Below are 12,875 nucleotides of genomic sequence, written 5' to 3' on the forward strand. Positions count from 1 at the left end.
CATGTATCCACGGCTAGGAATAGACATCGGCGGGACCAAAATCTCCGCTGTCGTTATGGATGAAGACGGAGTTGTCCGGGGCAGGGCGGTACAGGACACACCGGCCGAGCACGGCGGAGATGCGATAGTGGCGGCTTGTCACTCCGCAGCAAGCATTGCAACGGCCCGCGCCGGAGTTACTCCTCGCGTTGCGGGAGCCGGAGCGGCAGGCGTGATTGATGCCGACGGCGTTGTCTTGGCAGCGAGTGATTCCTTCGCAGGATGGGCAGGCTACGCGCTCGGTGATGAACTCAACCGTAGCCTGGGTATGCCGGTGCGCGCGGGGAACGACGTTGCTGCATTTGTTCTGGGTGAGCAGCGTTTCGGAGCCGGGCGATTCTTGCCCAACTTCTTCGGGATTGCATTAGGCACGGGCGTGGGTGGAGGTCTGGTCCTGGACTCCGCCCTGCACACGGGTGAAACCGGCGCTGCGGCGGAAATAGGACACATCCCTGGGTTTGGCGACAGGCTGTGTACCTGCGGCCGCAGGGGACATTTGGAGACACTGGCATCAGGGCGTTCCATTGCTACGTTGTTTGCAGAGGCAACGGGAAGGCAGCACACTGCCAAGGAGATAGCAGAGCTGGCCCGCGGAGGCGACGCGGATGCTGAATCCATATTCAGAGCTGCCGGTGCCGGGGTGGCGCGGGCAGCATTAATTGTTTCCGGGGTTCTGGACATTTCCACCATCGTAATCGGGGGCGGAGTTGCCCATGCCTGGGATCTGCTGCAGCCTGCAGTAGATGCCGAGCTGCTCAGCTCGCCGCCCATATCAGGAAATCCCGTCAGCATTCTCAAGAGTGCGCTGGGGTCCGATGCCGTGGCCATCGGTGCCTCTCAGTTTGCGGATTCGCTGCCTTCGGCGCGGGTTATCTGCTGAGGGTCGTTGCACCGGATTCGGGGTTCGGGGCAGTCGCCCAGAACGCCAGCGCCGCGACCGGCAGCACCACGCCCAGGCTGGTGAACAGTTCCAGCGCCGCCGGCCCCTGCCCGCTCACCGTTCCGGTCAGCATCATCGTGATGGTGATTGAGGAGAGCATGAACACCGGGATCATGGCCGCCAGCAGGACGATGCCTGCGGCGCGGACCCCGGCCCGCCGCCGTCGTACCGCCACCCACAGCGCCGGCAGGACCATGGCGATCCAGACCCAGTGGTGGAACCAGGAAATCGGTGAGATCGCCAGCATCACCACGGCATTGGCACTGATCGCAGCGAGCAGGTCTCCGCGCTCATCCGAACGCCGGATCGCCAGGAAACCCAGAACGACGACGGCAACCGAAGCCAGCAGCCACAGCGGACGCTGCAGCTGCTCGGGCGTGCCCAGATGCGCAATCAGCGAGTTCAGCGACACGTTGTACATATCCGTCGTGTCGCCCACCCGGTTGGAATCGAAGAGCGAATCGAACCAGAAGATCCGCGACTGCTCCGGCGAGGCCAGCCAGCCCGCGGCCACCGTTGCCGCAAACGTGATGCCAAGAGTCAGGATTGCCCGCCAGTCGCGCCGGACCAGGAAGATCAGCCCGAACGCCAGCGGCGTGAGCTTGATTCCGGCAGCCAGGCCGATCAGCGCACCGCGGGGAATCCGTCCCGCGGGCCGGACCAGATCCGCCACGATCAGCACCATCAGCATCGGATTGATCTGCCCGAAACCCAGGCCTTCGCGCCACGGCCCGAGCACGCCGATCAGCAGGGTGGCGAGCACGACGACGCCGGCCGTCCCGCCCAGCGCGGTCCGGAACCGTTCCGGAAGGACGTTGTTGTTCCGGAGATAGCGGGCGGCCAGGAGCGCGGTCAGGACCAGGCAGACGCACGAGGTGGCCGTCAGCAGCACCAGCCCCGCGGCCTCCGGCAGGAACGCGAACGGCGTCAGCAGCAGGGCTGCGAACGGGGGATAGGTGAACGGCAGCCCGCGGGTGTCGGTCTGAACCAGGCTCGGATCATAGAGCCGGTGCTCGCCCATGCCCAGGAATGCCCGGGCGCCCTCCCGGTACACGGTGAAGTCCAGTCCGTGGATCTGCGCGCCCACGACCACCAGCGCCAGCGCCGCCGGCAGTCCGAGGAGCAGCCAAAGGAGGTTGGCCCGGGTGAAGGTGTGCTGCCGGGACCCCTGGTCCGCCGTCGATAACGCCATGCCTGTCAGTCTAGTTGTGCCGCCCCAGCCCGCGGAGCGCCGGCCGGCCCAGGAAGCAGGCCGCGATGAGCGCGGTTGCGGCTCCGCAGCCGGCGATCACCGGTGCCGGACCGATGACATCGCTCAGCCAGCCGAGCAAATTGTTGGCCGCGAGCAGCGGCACCATCTGCGCAAGCAGCGCAACGGACTGAACACGCCCCAGATACGACTCGGGAACCGCCAGAAGCAGCAGCGGCGCTGCCTTGGCGCTGAAGATCCCGGTTCCCAGGCCGGCGACGACGGAGAGCCCCCCGCACAGCACCACCCCCGGGATGAAGGCCATTGCCACCATGGCCCCGCCGCACAGCACCAGGCCGGCCACCGGCGGAAACCAGGCGAAAGCACGCCGGCCGCGCGCCACAATAACGAGCACAACCACCGCCATCCCCGCGGCATAACCCCCTGAAACGGTGCCCGCCGCCGCGGCGTCCCAACCCCGGCTGCGCGCCAGCAGCGGAACGAGCAGCGTGGTCAGCGGCAGCACCAGGCCGGAGACGGCGGCCAGCAGGCCAAGGACGGCGCGCACCTGCGGCAGGCTCCAGGCCAGCCGAAGGCCGTCGGCTGCCTCAACCAGCACAGAGCGGCGCGGGGCGGGAACCCTCGGCATGCCGCCGGGCCCGGGAGCCCCGTCTGTACCCGGCCCGGCAGCCTCCGGGGCAGCGTCTCCGGCGTTGCCGGTTGCGGCACGGCGCAGCGACAGGAGCACCAGGAACATGAAAAGGTAACCGACCGCAGCCCCGGCGGCGCTGCCGGCCAGCGTCAGCCAGGCCACAACGAAGCCTCCCGCTGCCGGCCCGGCCGCGGCGGTGAGCTGGATCAGGGCCTGCCGTGCCGCCGTTGCCCGCAGCAGGCTCGTCCCGGGCGTCAGGAAGCGCGGGAAGGAGCCCGACGCCGGCCGGTAGAAGGCATCGGCCGTTCCCAGGAGTACGGCTGTGGAGAGCAGAAGCCACAGCGGCGTCCCCAGGGAGAACACCAGTACCGCGGCGGCGGCGGAAACGCAGAACATGAACGCGTCCGTCCGGATCATCGTTTTCCACGGCCCCGACCTGTCCGCCGCCACTCCTCCGTGAAGGGAGAAGAGCACGCGCGGAAGGGTGAGCGCTGTCAGAACCATGCCGGCGGCTACGCCTCCGTTGGCCGACGCAGCCCAGCTCAGTCCAAACGACAGGATCTGGGTTCCCAGAAGGGTCCAGACCGTGCCGAAAAGCCACCACCAGTACGACGGCGAGATGCCCGCCTCGGTGCCGGGAGGACTGCCGGGCGGGCTGCCGTGCCGCTGACCAATGCGCTGATGCATATCCCGCTCCCCGTTAATCTGGTGTTCCGGATCACTCACTGATCTAGAAGAGTAGATCACTTATCGGGATATGTCAGGGATTCCGCTTTTCCTCAGCAGGCTTACTGTTTAACCCAACCGGGAAACGCGGCTCCGCGCACCGGCACCGGCACCGAAAGGACACCATGAGCGAGGAACGCCGCAGGGAAATCGGAGAATCCGAAGCGCCCGTTGAGGATGAACTGCAGGAGTCCTTTGACAACACGGTCACGGAAGGTGCTGAACGGCTGCACCGGACGTTCCGGACCATCCTTGTCACCGGCGTGTTTGGCGGACTGGAAGTCGGGCTGGGCGTGATGGCCTATCTGGCAGTCCTGCACGAAACGGGAGACCACCTGCTGGCGGGAATTGCCTTCAGCGTGGGGTTGATTGCCCTGTACCTCGCGCACAGCGAGCTGTTCACCGAAAACTTCCTGATGCCGGTTGCCGCCGTGGTGGCGAAGGAAGGAAGCCTGAAGCAGCTGGGCAAACTCTGGGGCGGCACGCTGCTGGCCAATCTCGCCGGCGGCTGGGTGTTCATGTGGATTGTCATGCAGGCCTTCCCGCAGTGGGAACCCACGGTGGCCGAATCGGCCAAACACTTCACCGACGCACCGTTCTCCCTGCAGACGGTTGCACTGGCCATCCTGGGCGGCAGCACGATTACCCTGATGAGCCGCATGCAGCAGGGGACGTCCTCGGACCCGGCCAAGATCGTCGCCACCGTCATCGGCGGCTTCCTCCTGGCCGGGCTCCAGCTGTTCCACTCGATTCTGGACTCGCTGCTGATCTTCGGCGCCATGCAGTCCGGTGCCGGAATTTCCTACCTGGAATGGCTTGTCTGGTTCGCCTACACCCTGCTCTTCAATATGGTGGGCGGCCTGGTGCTGGTCACAGCCCTGCGGCTGGTCCGGACCAAGGAACTGCTGGCCGAGCGCCGGCGGGAAGCACCCCGCGACCCGGACGCCTCCCGCGGCAACGGCTAGGGCCCGTTCTGCTGCCGTGCCAGCGCGCTGCCGATGATCCGGGCGCCCTCGGGGAACGCGCCCGGATTCTGCCCGGAATAGTTCAGCCTCAGATGCGGTCCGGTGGGCTCGGCCGGAAACCACTCGTTCCCGGTCCCGACCACCACGCCGTCGCTCTCGCAGTCCCGGACCAGCCGGAGCAGGTCCGTGCCCTCCGGCAGCCGCAGCCACAGGTTCAGTCCGCCGCGCGGCAGCACCGGCAGCTCCGCCCCCGGGACATGTTCGCGCAGCGCCGCAGCCAGCAGATCACGGCGGCCGGCCAGCTGCCGGCGCAGTCCGCGCAGGTGGGTTCCCCACGCGGGCTGCGTCACGACGTCGAGCGCCACCGCCTGCAGCAGCGGACTGACATACATGGACTGCGCCTGCGTATCGGCCAGGATGCGTTCCCGGGCCGGACCGCGGGCCACAATACCGGCCACCCTTACCGCCGGTGACACGCTCTTGGTCAGCGACCGCAGGTAGACCACGTGCCCGCCGTCGTCGCGGGCCGCCAAAGGGGCAGGGTCCGCGCTGATGCCGAAGTCGTGGGCCCAGTCGTCCTCGATCAGGAACGCGCCGAACCGGCGCACCACACCGAGCACCTCGGCCGAAAGATCCGGCGTCCACTGGATGCCCGTGGGGTTGGCGAAGGTGGGCTGGGCGTAGAAGGCACGAGCGCCGGTCTGCTCAAAGGCGCGCACCAGATCTGCGAGATCGGGGCCGTTGGCGCCGCTGGGGACCGGAACGACCTCCACCCCGGCCTGCTCGGCGGCGAGAATGGCGCCCCAATACGTGGGCGACTCCATCAGCAGCGGCCGGCCGGCGCCCACCAGTGCCCGGAAAGCGGTGCTGAGTCCGCTTTGGCTGCCGGGGAGGACGACGACGTCGCCCGCCGCCGGGGGAGCGGCGCCGGCCGGAGCGGCAGCTTCCAGCTCCGCGGCAAACCAGGCCTGCAGTTCGGGCAGGCCCGCGGCGGGGGAACGGCTCACCGCGGCACCGCTGCGGGCGGCCCGCGTGAAGGCCGCCCGGACCAGCCGTTCGGGCAGCAGCTCCCGGTCGGGGTAGCCCGAGTGGAGGGCAATGACGTCGTTGGGTGCGGTGCGCAGGGCTGCGGACAGCTGCGGCAGGCGTGCCTGCGGGGACCCAAGTGCCGCGGTCTGCCAGCCGTAGTCGTGCGGGCGTGCCAGCCGGGCGGCACGGACAAAGGTGCCGACGCCGGGACGGCTTTCGACCATCCCCTGTGCGCCCAGGATGCGCAGGGCCTTTTGCACCGTCACCGGACTTGCACCGTACTGCTCAACCAGTGCCCGGGTGGAGGGGATCCTGGCGCCGGGCGCCGCCGTTGAAATCCAGGCGCGCAGCCCTGTGGCGATGCGAGCACTGCTGCTATCGTGAGACATGACACAGCATAGTAGCGCTACTCGCCGTCAGGCACCACTGCTATCGGCGCCGGGCCCCGGCCTGAAGGCCGGGCTGGGGTGGGGTCTGCTGGGCGTTGCCGCATTTTCCCTGACCCTGCCGGTGACCCGGATCGCAGTGGAGGACGGCGGTCTCTCCCCGCTCTTCATCGGTTCCGCCCGTGCCGTTATAGCCGCCTTCCTGGCAGCGGCCGCCCTGGCACTCACCAAGCAGCACTTTCCGCAGCGGCGGCAGTGGGTGCGCCTGGCCCTGGTGGCCGGAGGTGTGGTCCTCGGTTTTCCCCTCCTGACATCATTCGCGCTGACAACGGCTCCGGCCAGCCACGGCGCCGTCGTCATCGGCCTTCTGCCGGCGGCCACCGCCGTTGCCGCCGTGCTGCGCGGACATGAGCGTCCGCCGCTGTTCTTCTGGATCACGGCAGCTGCCGGCGTCGCCGCGGTTGTGGTGTTTGCGGCCCTCCACGGCGAGGGACTGGGCGGGCTCCAGTGGGCCGACCTGCTGCTTTTCGGCGCCGTAGCGGCGGGCGCGGTGGGATATGCCGAGGGCGGCCTGCTGGCCCGGGAACTTGGCGCCTGGCAGACCGTTTCCTGGGCGCTCGTCCTTGCGGCACCGCTCATGGCGGTGCTGACGGCGGTAGCGGCTGTCCGGCAGCCGCCGTCGGGCTCTCCCGGCGAGTGGGCGGCGCTCGCCTACCTCGGCGTTGTCAGCATGTTCCTCGGATTCTTCGCGTGGTACCGGGGACTCGCCATTGGCCCCATGGCCCAGGTCAGCCAGATTCAACTGGTCCAGCCGGTGCTGACCATCTGCTGGGCGGCCCTGCTCCTGGATGAACACCTCACCTGGCCCACGCTGCTGGGCGGGGCGGCGGTAATCGCCTGTGCCGCGGCATCCGTCCGGGTCCGGCTGCGCCGCTAGGTCAGGACGGTGCCGGGATTCAGCTTCATGAGGCGGTGGTGGGAGAGATGCTGCGAAGGGAAGCCTGCGGGTCCGCAGGAGAACCCCCGGACTGAACCGGGCGCGTTTTCGTTCGAGCTGCGCGTAGCCCGTTGAGGATGACGATGACCTCAGCCACCTCATGGATCAGGACTACGGCGGCCAGGCCCAGGACACCCGTGACGGCCAGCGGCGGAAGCACCGCGATGATCAGCAGCGAGAGCACGATGTTCTGGTTCATGATCCGCTGGCCCTGCCGGGCATGGGCAATGGCTCCGGGAATCAGGCGCAGGTCGTGGCCCGTGAAGGCGATGTCGGCAGATTCGATGGCGGCATCGGAGCCGGCGGCTCCCATGGCGATCCCCACCTCCGCGGCGGCGAGAGCCGGGGCGTCATTGATGCCGTCGCCTATCATCGCCGTCGGCGTTGCGGCGTTCAGCTCGCGGATGGCATCGGACTTGTCTTCGGGTCGGCATTCCGCACGGACATCCTCGATTCCGCCCAGTGCAGCGAGGGCACGGGCGGTGCGGGCATTGTCTCCCGTCAGCATGGTGACGCCGATGCCTCCGGCGGTGAGGGCGCGCACGACGTCGGGAACTTCCGGGCGCAGCTCGTCGCGCACTCCAATAGCGCCAACGGTTGCACCCCCGCGGTGAACGACGACGACGGTCATGCCCGAGGATTCCAACCGCTCCACCGCCCCTGCGAGATCCCCCGCATCGAACCGGCGGGGACTGCCGATGCCGACGACGGCGCCGTCGACCGTGCCGTAAATGCCGTGCCCGGCTTCCTCCGTAATGCCGGTGGCGGCCGCTGTTTCAGGTGCTGCCCGGGTGATGGCGGTGGCGAGGGGATGGGTGCTGTGCTGTTCCAGGGCAGCAGCCCAGGCCAGAACCTGGCGCTCGCTGGTTCCATCGACAGCCAGCACCTCGGTGACGGTGGGCTGGTTCCGCGTCAGGGTGCCGGTCTTGTCCATGGCTAGGTGGCGGATTGAGCCGAACCGCTCAAAGGCCGCGCCGCTTTTGATGATGACACCGAATTTGCTGGCCGAGCCGACCGCCGAGACGACTGTAATCGGCACCGCGATAGCCAAGGCGCAGGGGGAAGCGGCGACCAGAACGATCAGGGCGCGGGTGATCCACAGTTCAGGATCGCCCAGCAGTGAGCCAATCAGGGCCACCAATGCGGCGAGGATCAGCACCCCGGGCACAAGGGGGCGGGCGATGCGGTCGGCCAAACGGGCACGTTCGCCTTTTTCGGTCTGCGCCTGTTCGACCAAACGCACGATCGTCGTGAGGGAGTTGTCGGTCCCTGCGGCGGTCGTCTCGATTTCCAAGACGCCGGAGGTGTTGATCACGCCGGCGGAAACGTCGTCGCCCGGCCGGACCTCTACGGGAATGGATTCACCGGTGATCGCCGAGGTATCCAGGGAGCTGCGTCCGCTGCGGATAATGCCGTCGGTTGCGATCCGCTCTCCGGGTTTGACGAGCATCAGCTGACCGGCCTCGAGGTCCCTGACACGGACCGAAAGCGGTTCGCCGTTGGTGAGGATGTTCGCGGTCTGGGGAACGAGTTTTAACAGTGCCCGCAGTCCGCTGCGGGCCCGGTCCATGGCCTTGTCTTCCAACGCTTCGGCGATCGAATAGAGAAACGCCAGCGCTGCGGCTTCCTCGAGGTAACCCAGGATGACCGCCCCGGTGGCGCTCATGGTCATCAGCAAGGCGATGCCGAGCCTGCCCTTGGCCAGGTTGCGCATGGCGCCGGAAACGAATGTCGACGCCCCCAGCAGCAAGCCCGCCCAGAAAAGCACGGCAGCGAACACTTCCATCCCTGACCAGTGGGCGATCATCCCGGCGGCAAAGGCAAGGCCGGACGCGAGGGGAATCATGATTCCGCGGTCACGCCACCATGCAGTGCCGGCTTCGGGCTCGGGCTCGGCGAAGTCCGGGTTCGGTTCGTCAGGTGCACAGCACGAGCTCATGCGCCGGCTCCGGCCTCGCAGCAACCGGGAACCGGGCATTCCCGGTCCAGGCAGGCTGCGCTTTCATCGACTGCCAGGGTCACATCGATCAGGACAGTCAGGGCGTGTGCCAGATGGGGATCGGCAATTTCATAGCGGGTTTGTCGGCCCTCGATTTCCCCCACAGCGATGCCGCAGTCCCGCAGACAGGCCAGGTGGTTGGAAACGTTGGAGCGGGTCAGGCCCAGGTCCCGGGCCAGCCCTGCTGGGTAGGCCGGGCCCTTCAGCAGGGCCATGAGAATGCGCGAGCGGGTCGGGTCGGCCATCGCACGACCGATCCGGTTCATCACATCGAGTCGTGAAGAAATGGTCAGCATACAGTGACCATACAGCAACGGCTGAACTGTTGAGAGCCTACGCAGGGCTCGTGCCGAGCACCAATCCGGACCACCAAGATCATTCCCGCCAACCACATTCCCCGACGGGGGCCATGACCCGGGCCGCCGGGCCGCGCCGCTCCCGTTCGGCTTAGGTCTCCGGCGCCGGAGGCGAGGTTTCGCCGGAATCGCCGCCGCCCGGATCGCCGCGGGATGACAGCCGGAGTTCTTCCACATCCAGGGAGGACTGCACCTGCAGCAGGACGGCGTCGTCAATTCGCCGCTCGTCCCGCAGCCGGATTACGGTGCCGCGTTTGAGGGCCAGCAGTGCCAGACCCAGGTCCCGGTATTGCGCCGCACGCGCAAGGTGCCGGGCGCCGTCGTCGTTCCCCTGATCCTCGTCCTGCAGCGCGTTGAGCGTGGCCAGGCGCCTTTCATATTCGGTGCGGACCTCGTCGGCGACATCCGGATCAGTTCCTAGCTCAGCGGCGACCTGCGGCAATGCCTCAAGCGCATTCGCGACGGCTGAAGTTTCCGCCAGCTGCTGCTCTTCCTTCCGCCGGGCCGCATCCAGCGGCATTCTGGCCCACCGTGCGATCACCGGCAACAGCGGGGCCTGGACCACCAGTGTCAGGATGATGACGCCGGTGGCCACGAAGATGATCAGATCCCGGTAGGGAAAGGGCGCACCGGATGCGGTGTACTGCGGGGTCGCCAGGGCGGCGGCCAGCGATACGGCACCGCGGAACCCCGCCATCCCGCTCACCACCCGGATCCGGTTGTTGACGCGCGGTTTCAGCCGGCGTTCGCGCCGGTCCAGCAGCCGGAAGACGTACGCATCAAGAAACAGGTACAGCAGACGGACGGCAACAATCACCGCGGTCACCACGGCCACCAGGAACAGGCCCTGCGCCAGCTGCCGCCCGGGCAGGTCGCTGACGGCGCGCGGCAGCTCCAGCCCCACCAGGACAAACAGGGCTCCGTTGAGAAGAAAGGTGGTCAGGGACCAGAACGCCTGCCCCTGCTGACGTGTGTCGGCGCGGATAATCCGCGGACCCGCCTGGCTCATCGCCAGCCCCACAACGACGACGGCGAGCACCCCCGAGGCGTTGATGAGTTCGGCCAGGACAAATGCGGTGAACGGAGTCAGGATGGTGACAACGTTGCCCAGCAGGGGATCCTGAACCCGCTTTCTGACGCGGAAACTCAACCAGACGGTCACCAGGCCTGCTGCGATGCCGCCCAGATAGGCCAGCAGGAACAATCCGGAAATTTCGAGCGTGTTCAGTTGTTCCGTTCCGGCCGTGATCCCAACCGCCACCCCATAGATGACCAGGGCCGTGCCGTCATTAATCAGGCTTTCCGCCCGCAGCAGCGTGACGTAGCGGTGCGGAAGGACCCGCGCCAGGGCGCCGACGGCGGTGGCGTCCGTGGGGGCAATGGCAGCACCCAGAACCCTGGCCGGGCCCCACGGCAGGCCGAGCGCATGGCCAGCGACGGCGACCGCCCCGGCCGTCGCCACCACCAGTGCGGTTCCCATCAGGACGATACCGCGCTGGTTGCTGCGAATCTCGCGCAGCGAAGTGGTGATGCTTTCCCAGTACAGCAGTGCCGGCAGGAAGAGGAAAAGCACGGCCTCGGGCGGAAGCTCCACCCGGGCCAGCGCCGGAATGAAACCCAGCACAATGCCGCAGCCCAGCAGGAACACCGGTGCAGGCAGGCCCCACCGCCGCGCTGCCAGTGTGCAGAGCAGCACGGCCGCGGCAAGGATAACGACCAGTTCGGAGGCCAGCATGTCAGCCGTCCGCAGGGCAGCCGGAGCTGTTGTCCATCCCTCAACGGTAGAGCGGGCCCGGATGCTGCGGGAGGGTGGGTGCTGCGCGTGCCGTTTCAGGACCGCCGGTGTTGCTGGTGTTGAATGGGCGGAACTGCCGGCGGTGAAAGTAACCGAAGACGAGTGGACATCCGAACCGAGCCCGCAGGGAAGGACAATTCAGTGAACCCCGACAGAGATGCCCCCTATCTGAGGCTGGACCCGGTGATTCTGGCAGCCAACATCGACAGAATGGCGCGTTCCGCCAAAGCCCGCGGGCTCGCCCTGTGGCCGCACGCAAAGACGCACAAGTCGCTTGAGGTTGCGCGGCGGCAGCTCGACGCCGGTGCGGCTGGCTTGACGGTCGCAACGGTGGGTGAGGCTGAAGTCTTTGCCGCGCTCGGTGTTCCCGGTATTTTCATCGCGTATCCGCTGTGGGTCACCCAGGAGCGGGCACGCCGGCTTCGTGCCGTGGCGGAGAGGACGCAGCTGCGTATCGGCGTCGAGTCCCTGCCGGCAGCTGAACAGCTCGCGCAGTTCAAGATCCCGGCGGACGTCATGATCGAGGTGGACTCCGGCCACCACCGCAGCGGCCTTACTCCAGCCGCAGCCGGTGAACTTGCCGCACAGGCTGGAAACCTTGGCCTGAAAGTGGCGGGCGTTTTCACCTTTCCCGGCCACAGTTACGCTCCGGGACAGGGAAACGGTGCTGCCGGCGACGAGGCAGCTGCCCTGACGGAGGCGCTCGCCGCAGCGAAGGCCGCCGGTGCCGCTGCCGACGCCGTTAGCGGCGGCTCCAGCCCGTCCGCCGCCCATGCTCAGCCGGTGCTTACCGACATCCGGCCCGGAGTCTACGTCTTTAATGATGCGCAGCAGTTGGAACTGGGAGCATGCGCTGCCGAGGACATCGCCCTGAGCGTGGCGGCCACCGTCGTCTCCAAGTCCGGGGGACGGGTCATTCTGGATTCGGGAACGAAGACACTGGGTGCCGACCGGCCGGCCTGGACCACCGGATACGGCCGGCTGCTCGAGTATCCTGATGCCCGGATTGTTGCCGCGTCCGAGCACCACGCCACGGTGGAGCTCCCGGGCCCGCTGCCCGCACTGGGCACCCGGGTGCTGGTCGCGCCGAACCATGCGTGCAATGCGGTGAACCTGCACAACTACTATGTCCTGTCATCTACAGGCCCCGGCACACCGGATCCTGCCGCTACTATGTGGGCCGTGGACGCCCGGGGGATGAACTAATGAAACACATCGGCATTCTGGTTTTTGACGGAGTGGAAGAGCTCGACGCCGTCGGCCCCTGGGAGGTGCTTGCCTACTGGACCCGGCATTACCCGGAGGACGGGTACGACGTCGCGCTGCTCTCAGCCGACGGAAAACCGGTGATGGCGGCAAAGGGAATGCTCCTGACCCCGCATCTGTCCCGTGCTGACGCTCCGGAGTTTGACGTTTTCCTTCATCCCGGCGGTTTTGGAACACGTGCCCTGGCCAAGGACGAGGACCATTTGGACTGGATGCGCGGCCTGCGCTCGCAGGTTCCGCTGATGACCAGCGTCTGCACCGGAAGCCTTGTGTACGCTGCCGCCGGCCTGCTCGCCGGACGCCCGGCCACCAGCTACTGGGACTCGCTCTCCACGCTGGCTGAGCTGGACCCCAGCATCGACGTGCGGCAGGACGCGCGCTGGGTCGACGACGGCGACGTCGTCACCAGCGCGGGCGTCAGCGCCGGCATCGACATGGCCCTGCATCTGGTCCGCCGCCTCGCCGGTGAGGATAGGGCCCGCGAGGTGCGCCGCGGAATCCAGTACGATCCCGAGCCGCCGGTCTAGCCTGTCCGT

11 protein-coding genes are annotated in these 12,875 nt (G+C 67.5%); 5 read left to right on the forward strand and 6 right to left on the reverse strand.

Going from position 1 to position 12,875, the window contains the following annotated elements; all coding sequences use genetic code 11:
• Window position 1: 1 nt before the first annotated feature.
• Window positions 2–919: an ROK family protein gene (locus WKB88_RS02400; RefSeq protein ID WP_341392941.1), complete on the forward strand. Its 918-nt coding sequence runs from the start codon at window positions 2–4 to the stop codon at window positions 917–919.
• On the opposite strand, the gene WKB88_RS02405 is transcribed toward WKB88_RS02400, so the two are convergent.
• Both WKB88_RS02405 and WKB88_RS02410 read right to left on the reverse strand, forming a co-directional pair.
• A complete protein-coding gene (locus tag WKB88_RS02405; RefSeq protein ID WP_341392942.1) occupies window positions 909–2,171 on the reverse strand; it encodes a glycosyltransferase 87 family protein in 1,263 nt (420 codons plus the stop codon). The two genes, WKB88_RS02400 and WKB88_RS02405, sit on opposite strands and share 11 nt — an antisense overlap.
• A gap of 10 nt (window positions 2,172–2,181) precedes the next feature.
• The gene (locus tag WKB88_RS02410) at window positions 2,182–3,546 is read right to left on the reverse strand and encodes an MFS transporter (protein ID WP_341392943.1); all 1,365 of its coding nucleotides are present in this window, start codon (window positions 3,544–3,546) and stop codon (window positions 2,182–2,184) included.
• 125 nt (window positions 3,547–3,671) lie between these two features.
• Here WKB88_RS02410 and WKB88_RS02415 point away from each other — a divergent pair, with 125 nt between their 5' ends.
• A complete protein-coding gene (locus WKB88_RS02415; RefSeq protein ID WP_341392944.1) occupies window positions 3,672–4,511 on the forward strand; it encodes a formate/nitrite transporter family protein in 840 nt (279 codons plus the stop codon).
• On the opposite strand, the gene WKB88_RS02420 is transcribed toward WKB88_RS02415, so the two are convergent.
• Entirely contained in the window at window positions 4,508–5,929 is a 1,422-nt protein-coding gene (locus tag WKB88_RS02420; protein WP_341392945.1) for an aminotransferase-like domain-containing protein, read from the reverse strand. The genes WKB88_RS02415 and WKB88_RS02420 overlap by 4 nt on opposite strands.
• Between WKB88_RS02420 and WKB88_RS02425 the strand changes: the two genes are divergently transcribed.
• Complete coding sequence (locus tag WKB88_RS02425; RefSeq protein WP_341392946.1) at window positions 5,928–6,863, forward strand: DMT family transporter; 936 nt, start codon at window positions 5,928–5,930, stop codon at window positions 6,861–6,863. The two genes, WKB88_RS02420 and WKB88_RS02425, sit on opposite strands and share 2 nt — an antisense overlap.
• Before the next feature lie 25 nt (window positions 6,864–6,888).
• On the opposite strand, the gene WKB88_RS02430 is transcribed toward WKB88_RS02425, so the two are convergent.
• From WKB88_RS02430 to WKB88_RS02440, 3 genes are all read right to left on the reverse strand, one after another.
• A complete protein-coding gene (locus WKB88_RS02430) occupies window positions 6,889–8,862 on the reverse strand; it encodes a heavy metal translocating P-type ATPase (RefSeq protein WP_445818852.1) in 1,974 nt (657 codons plus the stop codon).
• The gene (gene cmtR, locus WKB88_RS02435; protein WP_341392947.1) at window positions 8,859–9,218 is read right to left on the reverse strand and encodes a Cd(II)/Pb(II)-sensing metalloregulatory transcriptional regulator CmtR; all 360 of its coding nucleotides are present in this window, start codon (window positions 9,216–9,218) and stop codon (window positions 8,859–8,861) included. The genes WKB88_RS02430 and cmtR overlap by 4 nt, the downstream gene beginning before the upstream one ends.
• A gap of 151 nt (window positions 9,219–9,369) precedes the next feature.
• Entirely contained in the window at window positions 9,370–11,013 is a 1,644-nt protein-coding gene (locus WKB88_RS02440; RefSeq protein ID WP_341392948.1) for a Na+/H+ antiporter, read from the reverse strand.
• Window positions 11,014–11,214: 201 nt separating this feature from the next.
• Between WKB88_RS02440 and WKB88_RS02445 the strand changes: the two genes are divergently transcribed.
• Window positions 11,215–12,279 (forward strand): alanine racemase, encoded by a 1,065-nt coding sequence (locus tag WKB88_RS02445; RefSeq protein WP_341392949.1) that lies wholly within the window; start codon window positions 11,215–11,217, stop codon window positions 12,277–12,279.
• A complete protein-coding gene (locus WKB88_RS02450) occupies window positions 12,279–12,866 on the forward strand; it encodes a DJ-1/PfpI family protein (protein WP_341392950.1) in 588 nt (195 codons plus the stop codon). The genes WKB88_RS02445 and WKB88_RS02450 overlap by 1 nt, the downstream gene beginning before the upstream one ends.
• The last annotated feature ends 9 nt before the right edge of the window (window positions 12,867–12,875 follow it).

Source organism: Arthrobacter sp. G119Y2, from assembly GCF_038069765.1.
Classification (GTDB): Bacteria; Actinomycetota; Actinomycetes; order Actinomycetales; family Micrococcaceae; genus Arthrobacter_B.

Bases quoted from the DNA above. Each gene is read 5' to 3' on its own strand.
- cmtR (WP_341392947.1), bottom strand. From the start codon at position 9,218: ATGCTGACCATTTCTTCACGACTCGATGTGATGAACCGGATCGGTCGT.
- WKB88_RS02425 (WP_341392946.1), top strand. From the start codon at position 5,928: ATGACACAGCATAGTAGCGCTACTCGCCGTCAGGCACCACTGCTATCG.
- WKB88_RS02450 (WP_341392950.1), top strand. From the start codon at position 12,279: ATGAAACACATCGGCATTCTGGTTTTTGACGGAGTGGAAGAGCTCGAC.
- WKB88_RS02405 (WP_341392942.1), bottom strand. From the start codon at position 2,171: ATGGCGTTATCGACGGCGGACCAGGGGTCCCGGCAGCACACCTTCACC.
- WKB88_RS02400 (WP_341392941.1), top strand. From the start codon at position 2: ATGTATCCACGGCTAGGAATAGACATCGGCGGGACCAAAATCTCCGCT.
- WKB88_RS02440 (WP_341392948.1), bottom strand. From the start codon at position 11,013: ATGCTGGCCTCCGAACTGGTCGTTATCCTTGCCGCGGCCGTGCTGCTC.
- WKB88_RS02415 (WP_341392944.1), top strand. From the start codon at position 3,672: ATGAGCGAGGAACGCCGCAGGGAAATCGGAGAATCCGAAGCGCCCGTT.
- WKB88_RS02420 (WP_341392945.1), bottom strand. From the start codon at position 5,929: ATGTCTCACGATAGCAGCAGTGCTCGCATCGCCACAGGGCTGCGCGCC.
- WKB88_RS02430 (WP_445818852.1), bottom strand. From the start codon at position 8,862: ATGAGCTCGTGCTGTGCACCTGACGAACCGAACCCGGACTTCGCCGAG.